This is a genomic window from Pseudarthrobacter sp. alpha12b (assembly GCF_054130495.1).
The window spans coordinates 3,528,768-3,550,569 of sequence record NZ_CP196746.1 but is presented as its reverse complement, the minus strand read 5'-3'; the positions used below and the strand labels follow the sequence as shown (position 1 = coordinate 3,550,569).

Annotated in this window: 25 protein-coding genes and 1 riboswitch; of the genes, 13 read left to right on the top strand and 12 right to left on the bottom strand. The window is 66.4% G+C overall.

Features of this window, described 5'->3' with window-relative positions; all coding sequences use genetic code 11:
- Positions 1-9: 9 nt before the first annotated feature.
- The 3 genes from ACTAQI_RS16410 to ACTAQI_RS16400 all read right to left on the bottom strand — a co-directional run bounded on the left by ACTAQI_RS16410 (position 10) and on the right by ACTAQI_RS16400 (position 3,896).
- Positions 10-1,470: an oligosaccharide flippase family protein gene (locus ACTAQI_RS16410; RefSeq protein WP_457947266.1), complete on the bottom strand. Its 1,461-nt coding sequence runs from the start codon at positions 1,468-1,470 to the stop codon at positions 10-12.
- Entirely contained in the window at positions 1,467-2,660 is a 1,194-nt protein-coding gene (locus ACTAQI_RS16405) for a glycosyltransferase (protein WP_457947265.1), read from the bottom strand. Before ACTAQI_RS16405 ends, ACTAQI_RS16410 begins: the two co-directional genes overlap by 4 nt.
- Positions 2,661-2,783: 123 nt before the next feature.
- Entirely contained in the window at positions 2,784-3,896 is a 1,113-nt protein-coding gene (locus tag ACTAQI_RS16400; protein ID WP_457947263.1) for a glycoside hydrolase family 16 protein, read from the bottom strand.
- A gap of 4 nt (positions 3,897-3,900) precedes the next feature.
- Positions 3,901-4,051, bottom strand: a riboswitch (cyclic di-AMP (ydaO/yuaA leader).
- A 389-nt stretch (positions 4,052-4,440) separates the two neighbouring features.
- On the opposite strand from ACTAQI_RS16400, the gene rpsF reads away from it, so the two are divergent.
- The 7 genes from rpsF (at position 4,441) to ACTAQI_RS16365 (ending at position 8,992) form a co-directional block, all read left to right on the top strand.
- Positions 4,441-4,746: a 30S ribosomal protein S6 gene (gene rpsF, locus ACTAQI_RS16395; RefSeq protein WP_457947261.1), complete on the top strand. Its 306-nt coding sequence runs from the start codon at positions 4,441-4,443 to the stop codon at positions 4,744-4,746.
- Positions 4,747-4,819: 73 nt separating this feature from the next.
- On the top strand, positions 4,820-5,395 hold the full coding sequence (locus tag ACTAQI_RS16390; protein ID WP_141158852.1) for a single-stranded DNA-binding protein: 576 nt from the start codon (positions 4,820-4,822) through the stop codon (positions 5,393-5,395).
- A gap of 126 nt (positions 5,396-5,521) precedes the next feature.
- Positions 5,522-5,761 (top strand): 30S ribosomal protein S18, encoded by a 240-nt coding sequence (gene rpsR / locus ACTAQI_RS16385; protein ID WP_003800144.1) that lies wholly within the window; start codon positions 5,522-5,524, stop codon positions 5,759-5,761.
- Positions 5,762-5,778: 17 nt separating this feature from the next.
- Complete coding sequence (gene rplI / locus ACTAQI_RS16380; protein WP_457947255.1) at positions 5,779-6,231, top strand: 50S ribosomal protein L9; 453 nt, start codon at positions 5,779-5,781, stop codon at positions 6,229-6,231.
- Between the two features lie 173 nt (positions 6,232-6,404).
- Positions 6,405-7,412 (top strand): YdcF family protein, encoded by a 1,008-nt coding sequence (locus tag ACTAQI_RS16375; protein WP_457947253.1) that lies wholly within the window; start codon positions 6,405-6,407, stop codon positions 7,410-7,412.
- Positions 7,409-8,257 (top strand): PhzF family phenazine biosynthesis protein, encoded by an 849-nt coding sequence (locus ACTAQI_RS16370; RefSeq protein WP_457947252.1) that lies wholly within the window; start codon positions 7,409-7,411, stop codon positions 8,255-8,257. Before ACTAQI_RS16375 ends, ACTAQI_RS16370 begins: the two co-directional genes overlap by 4 nt.
- Positions 8,258-8,365: 108 nt before the next feature.
- Entirely contained in the window at positions 8,366-8,992 is a 627-nt protein-coding gene (locus ACTAQI_RS16365) for an FMN reductase (protein ID WP_457947251.1), read from the top strand.
- Here the strand turns inward: ACTAQI_RS16365 and ACTAQI_RS16360 are convergent.
- Complete coding sequence (locus tag ACTAQI_RS16360) at positions 8,989-9,555, bottom strand: hypothetical protein (RefSeq protein ID WP_457951085.1); 567 nt, start codon at positions 9,553-9,555, stop codon at positions 8,989-8,991. The two genes, ACTAQI_RS16365 and ACTAQI_RS16360, sit on opposite strands and share 4 nt — an antisense overlap.
- 17 nt (positions 9,556-9,572) lie before the next feature.
- On the bottom strand, positions 9,573-9,878 hold the full coding sequence (locus ACTAQI_RS16355) for a hypothetical protein (protein WP_457947250.1): 306 nt from the start codon (positions 9,876-9,878) through the stop codon (positions 9,573-9,575).
- A 646-nt stretch (positions 9,879-10,524) separates the two neighbouring features.
- Here ACTAQI_RS16355 and dnaB point away from each other — a divergent pair.
- Positions 10,525-11,907, top strand: coding sequence for a replicative DNA helicase (gene dnaB, locus ACTAQI_RS16350; protein WP_306629390.1), 1,383 nt, complete (start codon positions 10,525-10,527; stop codon positions 11,905-11,907).
- On the opposite strand, the gene ACTAQI_RS16345 is transcribed toward dnaB, so the two are convergent.
- Both ACTAQI_RS16345 and ACTAQI_RS16340 read right to left on the bottom strand, forming a co-directional pair.
- Positions 11,904-12,920: an acyl-CoA thioesterase gene (locus ACTAQI_RS16345; RefSeq protein ID WP_457947249.1), complete on the bottom strand. Its 1,017-nt coding sequence runs from the start codon at positions 12,918-12,920 to the stop codon at positions 11,904-11,906. The two genes, dnaB and ACTAQI_RS16345, sit on opposite strands and share 4 nt — an antisense overlap.
- Before the next feature lie 128 nt (positions 12,921-13,048).
- On the bottom strand, positions 13,049-13,483 hold the full coding sequence (locus tag ACTAQI_RS16340) for a DoxX family protein (RefSeq protein WP_457947248.1): 435 nt from the start codon (positions 13,481-13,483) through the stop codon (positions 13,049-13,051).
- A 108-nt stretch (positions 13,484-13,591) separates the two neighbouring features.
- Between ACTAQI_RS16340 and ACTAQI_RS16335 the strand changes: the two genes are divergently transcribed.
- From ACTAQI_RS16335 to ACTAQI_RS16325, 3 genes are all read left to right on the top strand, one after another.
- On the top strand, positions 13,592-14,944 hold the full coding sequence (locus tag ACTAQI_RS16335; protein ID WP_457947246.1) for an MATE family efflux transporter: 1,353 nt from the start codon (positions 13,592-13,594) through the stop codon (positions 14,942-14,944).
- 69 nt (positions 14,945-15,013) lie between these two features.
- A complete protein-coding gene (locus ACTAQI_RS16330) occupies positions 15,014-15,604 on the top strand; it encodes a hypothetical protein (protein WP_457947245.1) in 591 nt (196 codons plus the stop codon).
- A gap of 99 nt (positions 15,605-15,703) precedes the next feature.
- Entirely contained in the window at positions 15,704-16,081 is a 378-nt protein-coding gene (locus ACTAQI_RS16325) for a hypothetical protein (protein WP_457947244.1), read from the top strand.
- A 30-nt stretch (positions 16,082-16,111) separates the two neighbouring features.
- On the opposite strand, the gene ACTAQI_RS16320 is transcribed toward ACTAQI_RS16325, so the two are convergent.
- On the bottom strand, positions 16,112-16,657 hold the full coding sequence (locus ACTAQI_RS16320) for a CGNR zinc finger domain-containing protein (protein WP_457947243.1): 546 nt from the start codon (positions 16,655-16,657) through the stop codon (positions 16,112-16,114).
- A gap of 71 nt (positions 16,658-16,728) precedes the next feature.
- Here ACTAQI_RS16320 and ACTAQI_RS16315 point away from each other — a divergent pair, with 71 nt between their 5' ends.
- Positions 16,729-17,775 (top strand): EamA family transporter, encoded by a 1,047-nt coding sequence (locus tag ACTAQI_RS16315; protein ID WP_457947242.1) that lies wholly within the window; start codon positions 16,729-16,731, stop codon positions 17,773-17,775.
- 95 nt (positions 17,776-17,870) lie between these two features.
- Here ACTAQI_RS16315 and ACTAQI_RS16310 read toward each other — a convergent pair whose 3' ends face one another.
- Entirely contained in the window at positions 17,871-18,137 is a 267-nt protein-coding gene (locus tag ACTAQI_RS16310) for a WXG100 family type VII secretion target (RefSeq protein WP_457947241.1), read from the bottom strand.
- 211 nt (positions 18,138-18,348) lie between these two features.
- On the opposite strand from ACTAQI_RS16310, the gene ACTAQI_RS16305 reads away from it, so the two are divergent.
- Positions 18,349-18,621: a DUF2277 domain-containing protein gene (locus ACTAQI_RS16305; RefSeq protein ID WP_457947239.1), complete on the top strand. Its 273-nt coding sequence runs from the start codon at positions 18,349-18,351 to the stop codon at positions 18,619-18,621.
- Between the two features lie 24 nt (positions 18,622-18,645).
- Here ACTAQI_RS16305 and ACTAQI_RS16300 read toward each other — a convergent pair whose 3' ends face one another.
- Genes ACTAQI_RS16300 through ACTAQI_RS16290 form a run of 3 tightly spaced genes read right to left on the bottom strand, consistent with a single transcriptional unit; the run spans position 18,646 to position 21,643 of the window.
- The gene (locus ACTAQI_RS16300; protein WP_457947238.1) at positions 18,646-20,964 is read right to left on the bottom strand and encodes a heavy metal translocating P-type ATPase; all 2,319 of its coding nucleotides are present in this window, start codon (positions 20,962-20,964) and stop codon (positions 18,646-18,648) included.
- Between the two features lie 26 nt (positions 20,965-20,990).
- Entirely contained in the window at positions 20,991-21,230 is a 240-nt protein-coding gene (locus ACTAQI_RS16295) for a heavy-metal-associated domain-containing protein (RefSeq protein ID WP_457947236.1), read from the bottom strand.
- Positions 21,231-21,283: 53 nt separating this feature from the next.
- Positions 21,284-21,643 carry a metal-sensitive transcriptional regulator gene (locus ACTAQI_RS16290; RefSeq protein ID WP_457947234.1) on the bottom strand — a complete coding sequence of 120 codons (360 nt, stop codon included), beginning with the start codon at positions 21,641-21,643 and terminating at the stop codon, positions 21,284-21,286.
- Positions 21,644-21,802 lie beyond the last annotated feature (159 nt).

The following is a 21,802-nucleotide window of genomic DNA, read 5'->3' as shown; positions in this document are numbered from 1 at the left end:
GGCCGCCCGTCAGCCCTCGTGGTGGCGCTTGAAAAGCCGCAGTATCTCGTCGTGCAGGTCGCGGTAGCCGAACCGCAGCACCGCGTACACCGCGCCCACCCCGGCAACCACCATGACAGCCAACGTGGGCACGGGTCCCAGGGCGTGCCTGGCAAAGTTGACCAGGCCCACCAGGGCCACCGCGGCACCGCACACCAGGCCCGGTGCCGCGGCGCGCATCATCCGGCGCATCCTTGTTCCCATGACCTTGGCGGCCACCGCCTGCATGCCAAACGCGAAGACCACGGCCACCACCATCTGGGCACACGCGACCCCCACAATTCCCCACTGGGTGGCGAAGATCAGGGCGGGAAGGAGGACCACCAGGCGGACCACGGAGATCCAGATGGAAAGACCGGGCCGCCCCATCGCCTTGTAAACGTCATTTGCCCCGGCGCCCAGGGAGCGTGCCGCCGCATACAGGGCCAGGAATACCAGCGGCGTGACCGATTCCTCCCATTGCTGGCCGAAAAGGACTGGCACCAGGACGGGCGCCACCACGGCCAGTCCCACGCCTGCCGTGATGCCGTAAAGGGCCTGGACGGTGACACTTTTCAGGTATCCGTCCCGCAGCCGCTGCCGGTCGCCGCGGACCTGCGTGTAGAGGGGGAACAGGACGGTGGAGAGCACGAAGAAGACGTTCAGGATCAGGGCCTCCGGCAGCCGGAAGGCGAGGGTGTAGAGACCCAGCGCATGCGCGCCCAGCACGATGCCAATGACCAGGTAGTCGACGTCGAAGATGGCCCTGGCCAGCATGGTGCTGCCGGCGACGGGGGCGCCGAAGCGGATGTTCTCCCCAAGGGCGCTCCTGCTGACACGCCAGATCTGCCAGGGCGCTTCATGGCGGACAAGGAACCAGCAGGTGGCGGCATAGGCCACGGACCCGGCAGCCGTTCCGACGGCGAGCGACCAGGCGCCGTGGCCGGTGAAGGCCAGGTAAAGGGTCACCGTCCCCATGGTTGCGGCGCGCAGCACCGGCGCCGCCGTGAGCTGCCTGAACTTCAGGTCCCGCCGCATGATGGCCTCCGGGACGGCACCGCAGGCCGTGGCCAGCACGGAAACCCCAAGGACCTGCACCAGCGGAGCCACACCGTCCAGCCCCAGGAGGTCCTCCACTGTGTCCGCGGCAAGCACCGCCGCCAGGGCCAGCACCGCGCCCAGGGCAACGGAAAGCAGCAGTGCTGATCGGGCGATGACGGGGGTTTTGGGCAGGTAGACCAGCGCCTGCCCCACACCGGCGTCGGCGATGGTTTCGGCGTAGGCCATCAGCACCAGCGCCAGGGCTACGAGGCCGTATTCCTCAGGTGAGAGGAGCCGTGCCAGCACCACCGTGGTTACCAGCACGATCACCCTGCCAGAGGCGAAGGCCAGCCCCTGCCACAGGGCTCCCCGGACTCCCTTGCGCTCCAATTCCCCCGGCGCGTAGGTCATGGGTGCCTGTTCGTTCGGGAAAGCTCCCCGGCAGGGGATGGAGCAGCCATGGCCGCATGGACTTCCGCCAGGTACTCGTCCGTCACGGTGTCCCAGGTGCGGACAGCGCCTGCAGACCCTTCCGCCGTCATGCTGGCGGGACGCCCTTGCAGTGGCGCGGGGGCGGTGAGGTGTTCCACCACCTTGCGCACGAGTGCCTCCTGGCTGTCCTGAACGGTCAGCAGCGGGTGCGCAGGCAGTTCCCTCGCAGCCACCGGTGTGGCAACCACGGGCAGCCCCGCGGCAAGGGCTTCCAGGACGGAGTTCCGGATGCCCACGCCGTGCTCGTCCGGGAAGACTGCAACGTCGGCCCCCTGGAAGACGTCCAGGATGGAAGGCACGTTCGCCAGGACGTCCACCTGGGGTCCGGCCAGCGCCTGCACCGCCGGGGTGGGCCGCCGCCCCGCGATGACGAAGCGGGCGTTGGGGACTTCCCGCCACACCAGCGGCGCGATCCTGCTGACCAGCACGGTGGCGCTGTCCACGTTCGGGGCGTAGTTCAGGCTGCCCGCAAAGCAGACAACGGGGATATCCCGCTCCCGGCGGGGACCGGCAGCCATTGCTGTTCCGTTGGGGATGCTTCGGACGGACCTGCCCAGCTTGGCGGACCAGGCCGCAGAATCCTGGGCCCCGACGGTGAGGAGCCGGGCCCTGGGCGGCAGCTGCAGCTCAGCCCGGGCGGCCAGCTGCTCGCGCAGCCGATAGGCCGGCCGGAAGGTGCGCGCGATGGCCGTGTCCATGCCGGCCCGGATGGACCAGGGGTCAACTGTCTGCAGCACCAGAGGCCCGGTGACGTGATGGGACAGGAACAGGGCGTGCGGGCCGTGGATGAGGGTGGCGTCCCTGTCTGCGGACAACCGGGCGGCTGCGGCGCGGGCAGACGGGGTTGAACGGCGGTGTTTCCCCAGCCCGGCGAGGCCGCCCAGGGAACGGACAAAGGCCGAAATTTCCTCCCGCGGCGCCAGTTCGTACACGGTTTCGCAGCGGTTCCTGATCTCCGCCGGAACCGGGACGGGGCCCGAAAAAGTCAGCAGCGTGACGGCAACGTCAGGAGGGAGGTGCAGGATCACTTCGTACGGAATCATCGAGCTTCCATCGCCCAGTTCCGGATCCCGGTTGGGCACGCTTTCCGTCACGTACAGGAGCCTCATTGCAAGAGTGTACTGGATCACACTGCCGGCGGAGGGTGACCTTTGGGCAACCTTGAGGTGAAGCTGGAAGGGCGACGGCGGGAGGTCCCGCCGTCGCCCTTCCATCAGGTGGTGCGTGGCCGGCTACTGCCAGGCGCGCACGTAGTCCACCATCATCTGGGACTGTGGGCCGTAGGCCGGGTTCGTGGAGGAGGCGCCGACGTTCAGCACGATGTACTGCGGAGCGTTTCCGTCGTTGGTGGGGTAGGACTTGACCTTGACGCCGTCAAAGTAGACGTCGGAGGAATTCGCCATCCTGTGCAGGCCGAAGGTGTGGTACTCGTTGGCCCAGTTGCCGCCCACGCCGCCCTGGTTCTGGGAGCCGGAACCGGAGTGGTAATTAACGGTCATCTTCGCTTGCAGGACCTCCGCAATGTCATTCTCGCCGGTGGTCGGCCAGGACTGTCCCGTGGTCCAGAACGCGGGCCAGTTGAAGAGGCCGTTGGCGTTGCCGGGGAACTTGATGCGGGCCTCCACATAGCCGGTGGTGAACTGGAAGCCCGTGCCTGCCCCGCCCTTCGGGTTGGTCGATACCAATCCCCCGGAGGTGGCGGAGGCGAGGCCCAGGGCCAGGTTTCCGTTGGCCACCGAGACGTTCGCCGGGCTGGTGGAAACCTTATTCATGGTCCCGCAGCCGGGGGAGAACCAACATCCGGACCACTTCGCGGTGTCCAGTCCGGCCCCGTTGAACTCGTCGGCGAAGGTCATGGTCCAGTTGCCCGGAACGCCGGCGGGCGCAGGGGCCCCGCTGCTGGCAAGCTGCGCCGCGGCCGGCGCCACTGCGATGGGGGATTCGGAGGAGGGAGCCGGCGCGGCGGGAACCGGTGCAGCTGCGGGCGCGGGCGGAGCCTGTTCCGGGGAAGGGGCTGCAGCGGGAGCGGCGTCAGCTGCCGGTACCGGTGCCGGGGCAGGCGCCACGGAGGAAGGAACAGCCTCTGGAGTCTGGGTGGGTGCGTCGCTGCCGGCGTCGGCGGCACTGGCCACCCGCGCCATGTCGGCGGCGCCATCGTTGTGGGTCAGGCCGAGGCCCAGGGAGCCGGCTCCGAGGAGGGCTGCGGCAAGCCCCGCGGCGAGGGGCCAGCGCCGCCGGGGCAGGCCGGGCGTGGTGGACCTTGAGTCCGGAGAGGTTCCGGCAGGTCCAGTCTCATTTTGATAACGGTGGGACGGTTTGGCGCGATCATTGCGGAGTGCGGGCATGGGGAAGTCACCTCTCATCGCCTGCGGAGTTAGCTGTCGGGTTCGAATGAGGCCATTCGGCCGCGAATCGCGGCTTCACCCCAAGGGCAGGCGCGGGGCCGTGCCCGGGACGCTTGGGTCCCCCGCCTCTGCCTGGAGTCCGGGTCTAGTCACGGAGGCGGCAGAGTTGGACGACCTTCGGGACTGGGGCCGGCTGGGGGCGGCCCCCGGATGACCGTACACGAAAGGGACGCAAGAATCACAATTAGGTAACGGACCTCACTGGGTGGGCGCGGCGCCGGCCGGCCACGGCGCGGGACGTTGTAATGCGCAGCGGTCGCGGCATTGTTTTCCACATAGCGTCAGTCGGGGCTGCCCGCGGTACATCATGGGCCTAGCCTTGGGACAAGCGCGAATCGCCTATCGGGTCCAAATGCACTAGGATATTGAAGTCTGTGCTGCGTCCTGCCTCCGTTCCGGCGGCGGGGCATTGCACGGAATCGCAAATGAACCTCCTGTTACGGAAATGCCGTAACCGCTTAGCCCAAAGGAGGTGGGTTCACATATGCGTCCTTACGAATTGATGGTAATCATCGACCCCGAGGTCGAAGAGCGTACCGTTGAGCCGTCGCTTCAGAAGTTCCTGAACGTCATCACCAACGATGGTGGAACCATCGAAAAGGTTGACATCTGGGGCCGTCGCCGTCTGGCTTACGAGATCAAGAAGAAGTCCGAAGGTATCTACGCCGTGGTGAACTTCACCGCCAAGCCGGAGACCGCCAAGGAACTTGACCGCCAGCTGTCTCTTAACGAGACCATCATGCGCACCAAGATCACCCGCCCCGAAGAGCAGAAGGTTATTGCTGAGTAATTCAGCACCGGTCTTCATTCTTTACCCCGCAGGAAACGCACTCTTCACCCAGGATCGAACAAGGAGGCAGTAGATGGCAGGCGAGACCACCATTACGGTCATCGGTAATCTCACCAATGACCCGGAATTGCGGTTCACACCGTCCGGTTCGGCAGTAGCGAACTTCACCATCGCTTCCACCCCCCGCACCTTTGATCGCCAGTCCAACGAGTGGAAGGACGGGGAGACCCTGTTCCTCCGCGCCGCTGTATGGCGTGAAGCAGCCGAGAACGTCGCCGAATCCCTGACCAAGGGCATGCGCGTGATTGTTACCGGCCGCCTGAAGAGCCGCTCCTACGAAACAAAAGAAGGCGAAAAGCGCACCGTTATCGAGCTTGAGGTCGACGAAATCGGCCCCAGCCTGCGCTATGCCAATGCCAAGGTCAACCGCACCCAGCGCTCCGGCGGACAGGGTGGCGGCGGCTTCGGTGGCGGCAACAGCGGCGGTGGCTTCGGAGGCGGCAACTCTGGTGGAAACCAGGGCGGCAACTCCGGTGGAGGCTGGGGCGGCGGCAACCAGCAGGCTGCACAGGACGATCCCTGGGCCACGCCCGGTGTGTCCAACGCAGGCGGCTGGGGCAACGGCCCCGATTCCGAACCTCCCTTCTAAACCCCAAATAACGGCCCGACTCCGGGGCTGCCCGGGTGCCGTAACGCACCCATGGCACTGCCGCCGTCGGACCACCACCATCCCGTGGATCAATATCCACGGGCTCCCTAGAATAGGAGCTCCACGATGGCTAAGGCTGAACTCCGTAAGCCCAAACCAAAGTCCAACCCCTTGAAGGCCGCTGACATCACTGTCATCGACTACAAGGACGTAGCATTGCTGCGCAAGTTCATCTCCGACCGCGGAAAGATCCGCGCCCGTCGCGTCACTGGCGTTACGGTGCAGGAACAGCGCAAGATCGCCCAGGCAATCAAGAACGCCCGCGAAGTTGCTCTGCTGCCTTACTCCGGCGCTGGCCGCGGCTAAGGAAGGGATTAACTAACATGGCAAAGCTCATTCTGACCCACGAAGTCACCGGTCTCGGTGCTGCTGGCGATGTAGTCGAGGTCAAGGACGGTTACGCACGTAACTACCTGCTGCCCCGCAACTTCGCCCTGACCTGGTCGAAGGGTGGCGAGAAGCAGGTTGAGTCCATCAAGGCTGCCCGCGCCGCCCGCGAGCACGCTTCCCTGGAAGATGCTCAGAAGCAGGCCGCTGCACTGTCCGCCAAGCCGGTCAAGCTGATCGTCAAGGCCGGCGAGTCCGGCCGCCTGTTCGGCACCGTCAAGCAGGGCGACGTCGCCGACGCTGTTGAGGCCGCTGGCCTTGGCAAGATCGACAAGCGCAAGGTGGAACTGCCCGCCCACATCAAGTCGGTCGGTTCCTACCAGGCCAACGTCCGCCTCCACGCTGACGTTGCCGCTGTGATCGAACTCGACGTGGTTGCAGGCAAGTAGTCTCCAACCGCAGCTGAAAGGCCCCCGCTGGAACTCCGGCGGGGGCCTTTTGCGTCCCATATCACCGCCGGCTTTTCCCTCTGCCGGCTGCCGGCACCATAAGCTTGCTGGGATGCCGCCCCGGATGTTCGGTGCGGGCCCCATCCGCCATTTCCCAGTAAGGTCGTCAAGCGTTGCCGTTCCTTGCCGTCAGCAGCATCCTCCTGGCGGCTGCGGCCATCAGTTTTGTGACGGACCGCAGGCGGCTGCGGAACGGCGTCTTCCTGGTCTCGGGTGTGATCTTCGGGTGGCTTGGGTTGCTCCTGGCCTCCGGCAACAACTCCGTTCCGGCCGTCATGACTTTGGCCTTGGCCGTCCTGCTCATCGTGTCCGGGCCGCTACTGGCACTTTTCCTGGTCCTCAACGGGATCATCATGCTGCGCCGCGAGGGCCGCAGCCCGGGAAACCTGCTGTCCCTGCTGACAGGACTCGCTGTGGTGGCCGCGCCCCTCTTGCTGGCCGCCCTGAAGTCGGTTGCACCGGGTTTGGGCGCGGTCACTTCCGTGGTGGCCCTGGTGGCCGGTTATGTGGGATTCGTGTTCGTCAGCTACCTGGTCTATTCCCTGATCTACTCGAATCTTCCGCCGCGCCGACACCCTGAGTACGTGGTGATTCTGGGTTCCGGCCTGAACGGTGAATCTGTCCCGCCCCTGCTGGCTTCCAGGCTGGACGCCGCCGTCCGCCTGTACCGCGGGAAGCATGGCGGTTCCATCAAAGCACTGATTCCAAGCGGCGGGCAGGGGAGGGACGAACTCCTCCCGGAAGGAACGGCGATGGCCCGCTACCTGCAGCGGAAGGGTGTTCCTGCCGACCGGATCATCGTGGAGGACCGGGCAACCACAACCATGGAGAACCTGGACTTCTCGCGTGATCTGATGGAGCGGCCGGATGCACCCGTCACGGTCGTCACCAGCAGCTACCACGTATTTCGTGCGGCCATGTTCACCCGGCGCGCGGGGCTGAGGGCGCATGTCACCGGAGCCAGGACCGCGGGCTACTTCATCCCCAGTGCCTTCCTACGGGAATTCATCGCCATCCTTGCAACCTACAGGTGGATCAATCTGGTTTCCTGCGCAGTAATCATCACCGTTCCCTTGGCCGGCCCGGTCCTGGCGCAGGCCGGTGGTAGCCTGCTCCGGTGAACCCGAACCCCCGCAGCCGCCCCTTCCACCAAGTGGATGTCTTCGCCGGCCAGGCCTACCGCGGCAACCCGCTCGCCGTCGTTCTTGATGCCCAGGACCTGGACGCGGCAACCATGCAGCAATTCGCCAACTGGACCAACCTTTCTGAAACCACCTTCCTCCTGCCTCCGCAGGATCCCCGTGCCGATTACAGGGTCCGCATCTTCACCGGCAGTGAGGAGTTCCCGTTCGCAGGCCACCCCACGCTCGGCTCGGCCCATACCTGGCTGGAAGCCGGGGGCGTGCCGAAGTCCGGCGGCTATGTAGTGCAGGAGTGCGCCGCGGGGCTGGTCCGGGTAAAGCGCGACGGCGGGAGGCTGGCTTTCGCGGCCCCGCCACTGACGCGTTGTGGCCCCGTGGAGGAATCCATCCGCCGGCAGCTGGTTGCGGCGCTGCGGGTGTCCGGCGGCGACATCGTGGACGCGTCCTGGCTGGTGAATGGTCCCGAATGGATCGGCGTCCTGCTGGAATCCGCGGATCACGTGCTGGCCCTTGAGCCGGACTATGCGGCAATGGGACACCTGAAAATCGGCGTTATCGGGCCCCACGCTCCCGGCACCGGCACCGACTTTGAGGTCCGCACGTTCCTGCCCGGTGATTCCATGGCGGAGGACCCCGTCACGGGCAGATTCAACGCCGGTGCCGCCCAGTGGCTGATTGGAAACGGCCGGGCGCCGGAGAAGTATGTGGCCTCGCAGGGGACCGTGCTGGGCCGGGCCGGCCGCATCCACATCAGTACTGAAGGCGGGGACACGTGGGTGGGCGGCGACTCCGCCACCTGCATCCGGGGAACCGTCCTGCTCTGATCCGAAGCCAGCCAATACCTGTGCGGGAATACTCCGCCGCCGGCAACAGTTCATTGATATAGATGCAAACGCATGTATGATGGATTGAACGAGCACCAGGAGAATGCCATGGAAACCCGCCGCATCACCGTCCTTTCCGCAGGACTTGGCGTACCTTCATCGAGCCGGCTGCTGGCCGACCAGCTTTCAGCGGCCGCCGTGCGGCAGCTCAAGGCAGGCGGCTATGAGGTGGCAGTGGACGTCGTCGAGCTCCGCGACCTGGCCGTGGATATCGCCAACAACTTCGTCACCGGCTACGCGGCCCCGCGGCTGGCGGACGTGATCGCCGCCGTGGAGGCATCGGACGGGATCATTGCCGTGAGTCCCGTCTTCAGCGCCTCCTACAGCGGCCTCTTCAAGTCCTTCGTCGACGTCCTGGACCCCAAGTCACTGGACGGCAAGGCAGTCCTGTTGGGCGCCACCGGCGGAACGGACCGGCACCAGATGGTCCTGGACTACGCGCTGCGGCCGCTGTTCAGCTACCTGCGGACGCGCATGGCGGCAACCGGCGTCTTTGCCGGGCCCCAGGACTGGGGAACCGCAGAGGAGGGCGGGGTGTCCCTTGCGGACCGGATTGAGCGCGCTGCAGGCGAATTTGCGCGACTGCTGGACGGGCCGCAGCCGGGCCGAAAGTCCGTCCCGCTGGAATCCCTTCCGTTCGAGCAGCTTCTGGCCGGTATTTCCGGATCCCGCTAGTCGTCAAGCAGCTCGATGAATTCCCGTGCCTGCTTTAGGGAGATGTCCGAGTGCCGCGTCAACGCATTGGCAGCCGCCTCGGTATCACCGCTCCGGGCCAGGGTGCGGATCCTGCCGTAGATCTCATCATTGAGCATGTTGCTGCTTACCTCGCGGGTTACGTCGCCTTTGCTGGCGATCGCCCGGTAGCGGTACGGGAACCGCTGGGGCTCATCGTCGTCCTCGTCAGGGACCTGTGCCGGCTCCTGGCTCCGGTGGGGCTGGGGATGGGCCGCGAGGGCGCCTACTGCGTCACGTGAGGCCCGCAGCCCCTCACCGGTGGCCTCGTAGTAGAGCTTGATGGCGGCCATGGCCTGCCCTTGGGCGATCAAGGCGTAGAGCCTCCGGTGCTGGTCCTCTGACAGCCGGTCTGCCGCTGCCCGGGCCAGTTCCTGCGGTGTGGCAGCGGGCTGGGACCGGGTGGCTCCGTGCGCCGCTTTGCGCCTCCGGGCGGCACGGTATGCCACCGTGACCCCCGCAACCACCGCGAGCAGGATAAGGACCGGGACCACAAGGGATTCCATTTTCACGAGCCGTTCTTCTATGTACTTCCTGGCCCTCGCCAGGTGCGGTTGCTTTGCCGGTCAATAGCCCGCAGATGTTCCTGCTGCTGGCTGTGCTGCTGGGCGTTCTGGCTGGGGCGGGTAGCCGCCTCCAGGCGGGCACGGGCAGCGGTGGCAGCCTGGACCTGGTCTGCGTAGTGGCGGGCGGACCGCTCGGCGAGCTCGCGCTGGTATTTGTCGGCCTCCGAAGTCCCCGCATCACGCGGGCGCAGAGCGGTGGCAACGCCCCACATGAGCGCCGCCAAAACTATCGCAGGCAACAGCACCAGCAGAAGATCGCCCATACGTAGAGCTTATTCCAGATTAGGTTTATCCACAGCAATATTCACCGCTCCGCATACAGTGCGGGGCGGAGGGGCGGTCAAGCTCCCGGCAAGGAATATGAGGGGTGTCACGGGCCTATTCCCGAGCACTTGCAGGGACCCCTTGGTCATTCCTCCCGCCCGGGATCCCGGTCAGTGCCTGTGGATGAAATTCCTTGGAAGAAATATTTACTCCACATGCTGTCGGTGGTGTTTCCGCAGGTCAGAGGCGGAATGCGCGTCAAAATAAATATGTATCCACAGACTTCCCCACAGGCTGTGCACAAGCTATGCCCCGTACTGCACAGGTTATCCACAGGGGCACCGCCTTGCTGGCTTTGCGGGTGGCGCTGCGGCGGCTAGCGTAGCGGGGTACCTGTTCTCCGCGGCCGAAACAGGGCCTCCTGCTTCGGTTTTGGGGGCCTCTTCGTACCCGCCTCCCGCGTCTCTCTGTGGAAAAGCTGTGGATATTGGGGATAACTCCGGTCCGGAGCCGGGTTCCTGACCCCGGCGCTTGATTGTCAGGGCCTGCGGGTAGACCTGGACGGGTGGCGGAGCCGGATATCGGAGGCCGCGAACAGGATGGATCACCGGGCCGCACGCCCGGTACAAATGGAGGACGGCAGCTTTGTCAATCGCTCATCTGGACCCTGTCGAGACGACCCGTGGATCGGACGCGAGCCGGAAGCCCCCGCAGGACATTCCGGCCGAACAGTCGGTGCTGGGCGGGATGATGCTGTCCAAGGATGCCATTGCGGATGTGGTTGAGATCCTCCGCGGACAGGATTTCTACCGACCGGCGCATGAGACCATCTATGAGGCCATCATCGACCTCTATGGCCGCGGGGAGCCCGCGGACGCCGTCACGGTGTCTGATGAGCTGACCAAGCGCGCCGAGATCAACAGGATCGGCGGCCCGGCCTACCTGCACGAACTGATCCAGACCGTGCCCACCGCAGCCAACGCCGGCTACTACGCCGAGATCGTGGCCGAGCGGGCGGTGCTTCGCCGGCTGGTGAACGCGGGAACAAAGATCGTCCAGCTTGGCTACGGCTCCGACGGCGAAGTTGAGGACCTGGTCAATCAGGCGCAGGCGGAGGTCTACGCCGTCGCTGAACGCCGCACCGCAGAGGACTACGTGGTGTTGAAGGACGTCATGGAGTCCACGGTGGACGAAATCGAGGCGTCCGGCCACCGCGGGGAGGGTATGACAGGTGTGCCCACCGGCTTCTACGAACTCGACGAGCTGACCCATGGGCTCCACCCTGGCCAGATGATTGTCATCGCTGCGCGCCCCGCCGTCGGTAAGTCAACCTTCGCCCTGGACTTCGCCCGCTCCGCTGCCATCAAGAACAACCTGGCCACCGTGATGTTCTCGCTCGAAATGGGCCGGAACGAGATCGCCATGCGACTGCTCTCCGCCGAGGCCACCATCGGCCTGCAGGACCTGCGCAAGGGAACCATCAAGGATGAACAGTGGTCCAAGATTGCCACCACCATGGGCCGGATGAACGATGCCCCGCTGTTCATCGACGACAGCCCCAACATGTCCCTGATGGAAATCCGGGCCAAGTGCCGGCGCCTGAAGCAGCAGCATGACCTCAAGCTGGTCATCCTGGACTACCTGCAGCTCATGAGCTCGGGCAAGAAGGTGGAGTCCCGCCAGCAGGAAGTTTCTGAATTCTCCCGTGCGCTGAAGCTCCTGGCCAAGGAACTCCAGGTCCCCGTGATCGCCCTGTCCCAGCTGAACCGTGGGTCGGAACAGCGCCAGGACAAGCGGCCCATGGTTTCTGACCTCCGTGAGTCCGGTTCCATCGAGCAGGACGCCGACATGGTCATCCTGCTTCACCGCGAAGACGTTTATGACAAGGAATCACCCCGCGCCGGGGAAGCCGACATCCTGGTTGCCAAGCACCGTAACGGCCCCACCAAGGACATCGTGGTGGCGTTCCAGGGCCACTACTCCCGCTTCGCCAACATGGCCGGTGATACCGGCGGCGGCGGCTTCTAACCGCTTTGGCTGCCGGACCGGGGTGCGGCGCCCCCGGCAGGTCCGGCTGCGGCCAGCAGATGGTTCGGCAGGCGGTTCCCGGGGGCTGTTCCCCGGATCTCCAGTAGTTCGCGGGCATGCGCGTGGAGCCGCTTGTCTTCCTCGCTGACCGGCACCCACGCCGGGACTGGCACAGAGGTGCCTTCGTCGTCGCGCGCCACCATCACGGTGAGGCAGTAGGTGGTGAGGTTCAATTCGCGGCCCTTGGGGTCGCCGGAGCGAACGTGGACGGCGATGTGCATGCCCTTGGTCCCGGTGTAAACAAGGCGGGCCTCCACCTCCACTACATGGCCAATCAGCAGGGGCCGGTAAAAGCGCACGCCGCCTGAAAAGACCGCCACGGTGTCCCTGCCGCAGTAGCGGGAGGCGCACACGTAGGCGGCCTCGTCAATCCACTTCATGACGATGCCGCCGTGGACCTTGCCGCCCCAGTTCACGTCGGTGGGGGCGGCCATGAACCGCAGCGTCACGCGTTCGGCCGTACCTGCATCGGTATATTCCTGCCGGTTCATAGCTTCAACGATCTGTTCCCGGACCTTGATCCTTGCCAGGGCGTGGTCCCGCTGCTCGATCTCGGCGGGGGTAACGGGTTCAAACTGCTGTACCGGGATGGGCTTGCCGTCCGCACCGACCGCCACGAAGATCACCATGCACTGGCTGCGCATCGTGGCAGGGCCGCCTTTCGGGTCGCCGGAGGAGACCACGGTGCGGATGTGCATAGAGGACCGGCCGGTGTAGACGATCGTTGCCTCCACCTCCACCATGTCTCCGCTGTTGACGGGATCCGCGAAGTGGATGTTTCCCACGTACGCGGTGACACAGTAGGACTTGGCCCATCCCACCGCCGCGGCATATGCGGCCTTGTCCACCCACTCCAGCACCGTACCTGCGTCCACCGAGCCGCTGTGTCCCACATCGGTGGGGGCGGCAAGGAAGCGGAGGGTTACGGAGTTGGGGCGGCCGGTCTCAGTCATGCTGCGATCTTACTGAGGACCCCGGTTACTGGCGGGTTGGGGCCGCCACAATGCGATGCGCCGCTTAAAGTCCGGCGGCGGCCGGGCACCTCGGTGTCCAACCGCCGTCGGGGTCTTGGCGGGTGCTCCTAGGCCAGGGCGGCCAGCTTGGAATCGGTGCGGCCGAAGAGCGCCCGGTCCAGGGATAGGCGGCCGGCTCCGGTGAGGGCCAGCGCGAAGGACGCTGCGGCCAGGAGCAGGACAAGTTCGTAGCCTCCGTTGGCCGCGAAGATGCCGGCGGGCGCGTGCACCAGGAACAGGGCGCCCAGCATGTCCAGGACAAGAAGTCCGGCCACGACGCGGGTCAGGATGCCCAGGATCAGGGCAACGCCGCCTGCCAGTTCCAGGACGGCGATGGCGGGGGCCATGACGTCCGCGGCCGGAACGCCCATCTTGGCGAAGGAAGCCTGGGTGCCGGCGATGGTCCATTCATTGAACTTCTGCCAGCCGTGGGCTGCGAAGAGGAAGCCAAGGATGATGCGGAGGGCGGTAAGGGCGGTCGTGGTCAGTGCTGGCTTGTTCATGGTTTCCACTGTCCCGGATCGATTGTTGAAGTGTCAACTAATACTGGCAGATTGTGGGCTTTGTCATGCCCGGCTCCTTTCGGCGGCGGCCGCGGTTAGGCTGGCAGCGTGCCCCAACAACCTGCCCTTGCCGCCGCGGCCGGCACCCGCGGGCCCGGCCGCGAAATCCTTCGCCTTGCCCTCCCCGCCTTCGGGGCGCTGGTGGCCGAACCCCTCTTCCTGCTGGCGGACTCCGCCATCGTGGGACATCTCGGTGTCGCCCAGCTTGCGGGGGTGGGGCTGGCATCCGCAGTGCTGCAAACCGCCGTCGGACTGATGGTCTTCCTGGCGTACTCCACAACGCCCGCCGTGGCCCGTGCCATCGGCGACGGGCAGCTGGGCAAGGCCCTGGCGGCAGGGCGCGACGGTGTGTGGCTGGCAACGCTCCTCGGCGTGCTCCTGGCGGCGGCCGGCTTCGCCGCGGCCGAACCCCTCATTGATTTGCTGGGCGCAGAAGGCGGCGTCCGGACGTTTGCCATCGACTATTTCCGCTGGTCCATGCCGGGCCTGGTGGCAATGCTGCTGATCTTCGCCGGCACCGGGGTGCTGCGCGGGCTGCAGGACACCCGGACCCCGCTGGTGGTGGCCACGGCGGGCTTCGGCTTTAATATCCTGCTGAACCTGTGGCTTGTCTACGGCGTGGGACTGTCCGTGGCCGGTTCGGCGATCGGCACCAGCCTGGCCCAGTGGGCCATGGCTGCGGTCTATGTGGTGATGGTGCGCCGGAATGCAGTGCGGCATGGCGTAAGTCTTCTGCCCAGCTGGCGGGGCATCCGCAGCTTGACTCGGGTTGGGTCCTGGCTCATGCTTCGCACGCTCAGCCTGCGTGCAGCGATCCTGGCAACGGTGCTGGTGGTGACGGCGCAGGGCGAGGTCAACCTCGCGGCCCATCAACTGGCCATGACCATCTTTTCCTTCCTGGCATTCGCTTTGGATGCCCTGGCCATCGCAGCCCAGGCACTCATCGGAAAGGAGCTGGGTGCGTCAAATGCGGCCAGGGCCCGGCTTCTGACCGGCACCATGATCCGCTGGGGCGCCGGGTTCGGCGTAGTGACGGGCCTGCTGCTGGCCACGGTTGCCCCTTGGCTGGGGGCCCTGTTCACGCCGGATCCCCAGGTGCAGTCAGTGCTCACAGTGGCCCTCTGGGTGCTGGCTGCCGGGCAGCCCATCGCCGGCTACGTCTTTGTCCTGGACGGTGTGCTGATCGGGGCGGGGGACGCTCGCTACCTCGCCCTCGCCGGGCTGGTGAACCTGGCCGTCTACGTGCCGCTGTTGGCAGGGGTTGCGCTCTCCGGTGCTGCCGGCGTGCCGGGGCTCGGGTGGCTCTGGGCGGCCTTCGCGCTGGGGTACATGGCGGCGCGCGCCGTGACCCTCGGCCTGCGTGCCCGGTCTGACCGGTGGATGGTGCTGGGGTCCGGGTGAGAAGCTTTGCGGCGGGTCCTGCATTGCGGCCCGGTTCGACCTTCCGGCGGCCCACACTAAACTGGACCGGTGACGCAACCATCCACCCCCGCAGGCGCTGCCCCGGGAACCGCACCCCGTAATGACCTCTGGAAGCCGGTCCTGCTCCGCGCGGCTGCTGCGCTGGTGTTCGGCGCCGTGACGGTCTTCTGGACATCGCCTTCCGTGGAAGTCATGGGCTGGGCCGGGGGACTCTACCTCCTGGCCGTCGGTGTGGTGTCACTCCGCGCCATCCCGGCAGCGGGATTTGCCCAGGGCTCGGCGCCCGGCAAGCTGCTGTCTGCTGGCGGCGCGGTCCTGGCCGGCGCCGGTTTTGCTGTGCTCCTGCTGCACAGTGACCTGTTGTTCGGGGTGATCGCCGCCCTGGGTCTGGGCGTGGCCGGCGTCCTCGAGCTTGCCTGCGGCCTGCAGCACCGGGGCCGCCATGTTCTTGCCCGCGACTGGATTGCGTCCGGGGTCATCGGTGTCGGAACGGCCGTGCTGCTGCCGTTCTTCATCAACCTTGGGGCCCATGCCCTGCTGGGGGTGGCCGGTGGAGGGGCCATTATTTCAGGCGTCCTGTGGGTACTGTCCGGCCTGACGCTGCGGCACGATGCCCGCGCCGGCGCAGGAAAGCCGTAAACTAGGGAGAGCGCCCTTCTACTTTCTGTAGAAAATCCGGTGCGACACCGCAATTCGTAAACCAGGCCGGCCGCGCGCCGCCTGCAGGGAGGAACCACTGTGGCTGACCAGCATCAAGGAAAACCGCGCAAGCTGCGGACCTCGGTGAAGGGGCCGCTGATGTTTTCGGCGTTCTGGGCCGTCGTCGCCTTCGTGGCCGTGTTGATCTTCGCCTCCGGGGGAAGCGCCCGGGCGCCCCGCTTCGACCTCGCCTTCACGGCAGCCGGCATCGCCTTCATCGTCACCCTGGTGATCGCCGCCATGCTGTCGATGAGCTACAAGGAGAACGCCGAGCACCTGGGCAAGGGATCGGGCGTGAACCTGAGCTCCGCGCCCAAAGCATCTCCCCACGGAGGGCCCAGCCACGGCTTTGGTGCTCCGGGCAGCCAGAACCCGCCGGCATCCGGTGATGGCACCGACGGAACGCCCCGGCACTAGGGGCGAAACGGGGCACGCAGGACCGGCACGCTAACCTGCGGCCGCCTGCCTGGCCCGGTAGGCCGCAACATGGGCCCGGTTGGCGCAGTTGCCCGTATCGCAGTACCGCTTGGACCGGTTGCGGCTCAAATCCAGCACTGCGGCATCGCAGTCCTCTGACTCGCACATCCGCAGCCGTTCCATCTCCTTGCTGCGGATCACGTCAGCCAGGGCCATGGCTGCCTCGGTACTCATCCGGTCCGCCAGCGGTGCCTCGGGCGCCGTCGCATGCAGATGCCAGTCCCAGCCGTCGTGCTTCATCAGCTGCGGCAGGGCATTTGCATCCCGCAGCAGCCGGTTGACTGTGTCCACGGCGGCATCCTCATCCGCTCTCCACACCGCCGCCAGTTCACCGCGGAGCTGCAGCACGCTCGCCAATTCCGCGGCATCCCGACTCCGGCCCCCGGAGAACCCCTCGGCGGCCAGGAAGGCGTCCAGGTCCGCAACGGAGGCCAGCCCTTCCCTGCCGTTCGCGGACGTGTTGATGAGGTTCACCACCGTACGCAGCGCCACTTCAGTGTCAGGGGCGAAAACCATGTTGACTCCTTACAGCACCCGAGCGTAGTGTCATGAGCATTACCCCACTTTACTCCTGACAGGAGGCGACGATGCCTGCCGCCAACCACCACATCGCCACCCCGGAGCTGCCCACGGGCCGGTCTGGCTTCCTGGCATCCGGGCTCGGCATCGCACTGTTCTCCTCCGCAGTCTTTGGCCTGTCAGGATCCTTCGCAAAATCCTTGCTGGAAACCGGGTGGTCTCCAGGGGCCGCCGTCACTGCCCGCCTGACAGGCGCCGCCCTGATCCTTGCCGTGCCCGCCGCCTGCGCGCTGCAGGGCCGCTGGAACCAGTTGAAGGACAACTGGCCCACCATCGTGCTGTTCGGGCTGATCGGGGTGGCGGCATGCCAGTTGTTCTACTTCAACGCGGTGGCCCGGCTCTCCGTGGGCGTCGCGCTCCTGTTGGAGTACCTGGCTCCGGTGATCATCGTCCTGTGGCTCTGGGCTGCGAGCCGCCGTCGTCCACGGGTGTTGACTGCCGGCGGGACGCTGCTGTCCTTGGCCGGGCTGGTGCTGGTGCTGGACCTCACCGGAGCCGTGAAGGTTGACTTGGTGGGGGTGCTGTGGGGCATGGCGGCCGCGGTCTGCCTGGCCATCTATTTCTTCATCACGGCAAAGGAAAATGACACCCTGCCGCCCATCGTGCTGGCCTCCGGCGGCCTTCTGGTGGGTGCCGCCGCCATGTGGCTCGCTGCTGCCACGGGCCTGCTGCCCATGGCCGTCAGCACCGCGGACACCAGCCTGGGGCCGTGGACCGTGCCATGGTGGGTTTCGCTTGCCGGGCTGGTGGTGCTGGCCACCGTGCTGGCGTACGTCTCGGGTGTCATGGCGGCCCGGGCCCTCGGTTCCAAGGTGGCGTCCTTCGTGTCACTCACCGAGGTCCTGTTCGCCGTGGTCTGGGCGTGGCTGCTGCTGGGGGAACTTCCCGGCGCCATCCAACTCGTGGGCGGCCTGCTGATTGTCGGCGGCGTCATCCTGGTCCGGCTCGACGAGCTGCGTTCGCCCAGCACCGCTGTTCCCTACGACGGCGGAACGGGCACCCGGGTGCCGGCATCACCACTGGATCACGCGAACGACGTCGAGCCCGTGCCCTAAAGACCCTTGGGAAACACCCGCCCTTAAGAGACGAAGGCCCGGGCACCTTGCGGTGCCCGGGCCTTCGTCCGCGGCAATTCCTGCCGCCCAATGCATTAGCCGTTCGAGGCCTGGCTCTGCTGCTCGGCGTTCCGCTTGGCCTGCGTGCCAGCCTCTTTCAGGGCCTCGGCAACCTTGGTCAGCATGGTGACGTGCTGGCCATCCCAATCGCCCTTGAACTTGGTGGCGTCCGGGCCCTTCCAGTCGGTCCCGTGCAGAAGCTTGGTAAGTGTGGATTTCTGCGTCTCGATCTGGGACGCCCCTTCCTGAAGCTTGCTGCCGAGCTGGCGAAGCTGCTCAACGTCTGCACCCCAAATAGCCATCAGTTTCTCCTTGTTAGGTCGTGGATCCGAACCAGATCGGCATCCCCAGCGGCCCCCCGGCTCATCCGGAAGATCCATTGCCTAAAACCTATCCCGGCCCCCAAACAGTGTCGATGGGCAGCCCTGCCCATGCCGGGCTCCCCATGGACGCCGGGCGGAGACCATGAAAAAGGGGTCGATCCCAGGCGTTGGAAGAGCCTAGCATGGCGTTATGTGCCGGAATATCCGAACCCTCCATAACTTCGAGCCGCACGCGACGTCCGACGAGGTGCACGCGGCCGCCCTGCAGTATGTCCGCAAGATCAGCGGAAGCACCAAGCCGTCGAAGGCCAACGAGGAGGCCTTTGACGAAGCCGTGCACCAGATCGCCCACATCACGCAGCATCTGCTGGATTCCCTGGTGACGCAGGCGCCGCCCAAGGACCGGGAGGCCGAGGCCGCAAAGGCCAGGGCGCGCGCCGCAGTGCGGTACGGCGCGGCCTGACTCCCTGCCCCAAGGCGGGCTCCGCTACTTTCCGAAGCTCCGCAGCCGCAGCGAGTTGGCCACCACCAGCACGGAGCTGGCAGCCATGGCGGCGCCGGCGATCATCGGGTTGAGCAGCCCCAGGGCGGCCACCGGGATCCCCACCGCGTTGTAAAAGAACGCCCAAAACAGGTTGGTCTTGATGGTGCCCAGGGTCTTCCGTGACAGTTCAATGGCCTGTGCCACCTGGGCGAGGTCGTTGCCCATCACTGTCAGGTCGGCGGCTTCGATGGCCACATCCGTTCCTGACCCCATCGCAATCCCCAGATCGGCCTGCGCCAGCGCCGCGGCGTCGTTGACGCCATCGCCGGCCATGGCCACCGTGGCACCACCGGCCTGGAGCTTCCGTACTGCCTCGACCTTTCCTTCCGGCAGGACGCCGGCATGGACGTCGTCCGGAGCGATCCCGACGGCGGCAGCCACCCGGGCGGCGACAGCTGCGTTGTCCCCGGTCAGCAGGATGGGCCGCAGGCCCAGTGCCCTCAATCGGTCGACGGCGGCGGCGGACCCTTCCTTGACGGTGTCCCGGAGGCTGATGATTCCGGCGGCTTTGCCGTCCACTGCGACGCAGATGGCCGTGGCGCCGCCCTCCTCAGCAGCCGCCAACCGGGCCTGCTGGCCAGCATCCAGGACGATCCTGTTCTGCTCCAGCCAGCCGCTCCGCCCTGCCATGACGTCCCTGCCCTCAACGGTTCCCGACACTCCGCCGCCCGGGGCGGAACTGAACCCCTGCACAGGTGGCAGGGTGCCGGCGTCGTCCATTGCGCCCGTGGAGGGTGCTGCTGAGGCCGCTGCCGCGATGGCACGGGCCACCGGGTGCTCGGAGGCGGCCTCGACAGCACCGGCAAGCCGGAGGACGTCCCGGTCCCGGAAGCCGGGGAATGCTGCCGTGGCATCCACGGCCAGGACGCCGGTGGTGACCGTCCCTGTCTTGTCCAGCAGGATGGTGTCAACTGTGCGGGTGTCCTCCAGGACCTGCGGGCCCTTGATCAGGATGCCCAGCTGGGCACCCCGGCCGGTGCCCGTCAGCAGGCCCACCGGCGTGGCCAGGCCGAGTGCGCAGGGGCAGGCAATAACCAGCACGGCGACGGCGGCCGTAAACGCCTGCCGCAGGTGGTCCCCGTCCGCGGCCGGACCGGCGAGGAGGAGCCAGAGCACGAACGTCAGGACCGCAATCGCCAGGACCACCGGCACGAAGACGGCGCTGATCCGGTCGGCGAGCCGTGCGATGGGTGCCTTGCCGGTCTGCGCCTGCGATACCAGGCGCGCCATCTGGGCAAGAGTGGTTTCGGAACCTACCCGGGTGGCCCTGACCAGCAGGCGGCCGGAGGTGTTGATGGTGGCGCCGGTGACCCGGCTGTCCGGCCCCACCTCCACGGGGACCGATTCGCCCGTCACCAGTGAGGCGTCAACGGCCGAGGCTCCGTCCACCACCACGCCGTCGGTGGCAATCTTCTCGCCCGGGCGCACCACCAGGACGTCGCCCACCTGCAGCAGGTCCGCAGGAATCTTCTCCTCCGTGCCGTTGCGCAGGACCGTGGCGTCCTTGGCGCCCAGGTTCAGCAGGGCCTGGAGGGCGTCACCGGCCTTCTGCTTCGCATTGGCCTCCAGGTACCGGCCCAGGAGCAGGAAGGTGGTGACCACGGACGCCACCTCAAAGTACAGGCCACCGGACATGCCCTCCATGCCGGGGTGCTCGGTCATGCGCGGATCCGCCAGCAGCTGCCACCCCGAGAACAGGTAGGCAGCCGCCACGCCGAGCGACACCAGGGTGTCCATGGTGGAGGCGAAGTGCCGCGCGTTGATCGCCGCTGCCCGGTGGAAGGGCCACGCTGACCACGTGACCACCGGCAGCGCCAGCACGGCCGCCACCCAGCCCCAGTTGGGGAACTGGAATGCGGGGACCATGCTGACCAGGAAAACCGGGACGGTCAGGACCGCTGCGGCTATCAGGCGGGGGCGGAGCTGCGCGGCGATGCCGGACCCTTGCTCTGCATGCTCGCTCGTTCCTCGCTTAGACGCATGCTGCCGCAAGTCCCCGGCATCGCCGGCCGGACCGCGCGACGCACGGACGCTTGCGGTATAGCCTGCAGCGTTGACGGTGTCCACGAGCTGCTCGTCGGTGATGCCCTCCGGGGCCGTGACGTAGGCCGACTCCAGGGGTAGGTTGACTGTTGCGGCCACGCCGTCGAGCTTGCCGAGCTTCTTTTCCACCCGGTTGACGCAGGACGCGCAGGTCATCCCCTCGATGTCGAGTTCGACGATACGGGTGCCCGGCGGATGGAGCAGTTCCTGGTGGCTCATTTCTCAGCTTTCCGGTACTGGGGGTTCTAGGCCTCGTTGGCAACAACCAGGTAGCCGGCCTCGGCTACGGCTTCGCCAATCTCCGCGGGGGAGAGGTCCTTGGCGGAGGTGATGGTCACGGTGGAAATGCCGCCGGCGTTCAGGTCCACGTTGACTGCTTCAACGCCTTCAATGGCTTCAAGTTCTTCGCTGACGGCCGACACGCAGTGCCCGCAGGTCATGCCGGAGACACTGATGGTCGTGGTGGTGGGGGAGGTGGTGCTCATGGCTTGCTCCTTCATTGGGGCCGGCGCTGGCCGGGGTTGGATGTGGGGGTGTGTCAGCGAAGCAGCCGGCCGATGGCGTCGGCAGCTTCCTTCACCTTGGCATCAATGGCTTCCGCGCGTGCTTCGGGATCCGGTTCGGACGCTGCCCCCACCACGCAATGGCCGATATGTTCCTCCACCAGGCCGAGGCTGACGGCGTGCAGGGCCTTGGTGACGGCGGCAACCTGGGTAAGGATGTCGATGCAGTACTTGTCTTCATCCACCATCCGGGCAATGCCGCGCACCTGGCCCTCGATTCGCTTCAGGCGGCGCAGGTATGCGTCCTTGTTACCCGTGTACCCGTGCTGGGGGGCAGTGCCATCCTCCGGGGCGGGCCGTTCGATGGCCGCGGCGGTTTCTTCGATAGCGTTCATGCAGCCAAGCTATACCCTGGAGGGGTATAAGCGCAAGTACCCCATGGGGGTATATCGGGGGGACGGCGGGCAGGTCCGTTCGGACACAAAAAAGCTCCGGAGTGCGTTATTGGGGGATACGCACTCCGGAGCAGCTTTTGGGCAAGTCCGGCTTCCACT

Bases quoted from the DNA above. Each gene is read 5' to 3' on its own strand.
- ACTAQI_RS16410 (WP_457947266.1), bottom strand. From the start codon at position 1,470: ATGACCTACGCGCCGGGGGAATTGGAGCGCAAGGGAGTCCGGGGAGCC.
- ACTAQI_RS16405 (WP_457947265.1), bottom strand. From the start codon at position 2,660: ATGAGGCTCCTGTACGTGACGGAAAGCGTGCCCAACCGGGATCCGGAA.
- ACTAQI_RS16400 (WP_457947263.1), bottom strand. From the start codon at position 3,896: ATGCCCGCACTCCGCAATGATCGCGCCAAACCGTCCCACCGTTATCAA.
- rpsF (WP_457947261.1), top strand. From the start codon at position 4,441: ATGCGTCCTTACGAATTGATGGTAATCATCGACCCCGAGGTCGAAGAG.
- ACTAQI_RS16390 (WP_141158852.1), top strand. From the start codon at position 4,820: ATGGCAGGCGAGACCACCATTACGGTCATCGGTAATCTCACCAATGAC.
- rpsR (WP_003800144.1), top strand. From the start codon at position 5,522: ATGGCTAAGGCTGAACTCCGTAAGCCCAAACCAAAGTCCAACCCCTTG.
- rplI (WP_457947255.1), top strand. From the start codon at position 5,779: ATGGCAAAGCTCATTCTGACCCACGAAGTCACCGGTCTCGGTGCTGCT.
- ACTAQI_RS16365 (WP_457947251.1), top strand. From the start codon at position 8,366: ATGGAAACCCGCCGCATCACCGTCCTTTCCGCAGGACTTGGCGTACCT.
- ACTAQI_RS16360 (WP_457951085.1), bottom strand. From the start codon at position 9,555: ATGGAATCCCTTGTGGTCCCGGTCCTTATCCTGCTCGCGGTGGTTGCG.
- ACTAQI_RS16355 (WP_457947250.1), bottom strand. From the start codon at position 9,878: ATGGGCGATCTTCTGCTGGTGCTGTTGCCTGCGATAGTTTTGGCGGCG.
- ACTAQI_RS16345 (WP_457947249.1), bottom strand. From the start codon at position 12,920: ATGACTGAGACCGGCCGCCCCAACTCCGTAACCCTCCGCTTCCTTGCC.
- ACTAQI_RS16340 (WP_457947248.1), bottom strand. From the start codon at position 13,483: ATGAACAAGCCAGCACTGACCACGACCGCCCTTACCGCCCTCCGCATC.
- ACTAQI_RS16320 (WP_457947243.1), bottom strand. From the start codon at position 16,657: ATGGTTTTCGCCCCTGACACTGAAGTGGCGCTGCGTACGGTGGTGAAC.
- ACTAQI_RS16315 (WP_457947242.1), top strand. From the start codon at position 16,729: ATGCCTGCCGCCAACCACCACATCGCCACCCCGGAGCTGCCCACGGGC.
- ACTAQI_RS16310 (WP_457947241.1), bottom strand. From the start codon at position 18,137: ATGGCTATTTGGGGTGCAGACGTTGAGCAGCTTCGCCAGCTCGGCAGC.
- ACTAQI_RS16305 (WP_457947239.1), top strand. From the start codon at position 18,349: ATGTGCCGGAATATCCGAACCCTCCATAACTTCGAGCCGCACGCGACG.
- ACTAQI_RS16300 (WP_457947238.1), bottom strand. From the start codon at position 20,964: ATGAGCCACCAGGAACTGCTCCATCCGCCGGGCACCCGTATCGTCGAA.
- ACTAQI_RS16295 (WP_457947236.1), bottom strand. From the start codon at position 21,230: ATGAGCACCACCTCCCCCACCACCACGACCATCAGTGTCTCCGGCATG.
- ACTAQI_RS16290 (WP_457947234.1), bottom strand. From the start codon at position 21,643: ATGAACGCTATCGAAGAAACCGCCGCGGCCATCGAACGGCCCGCCCCG.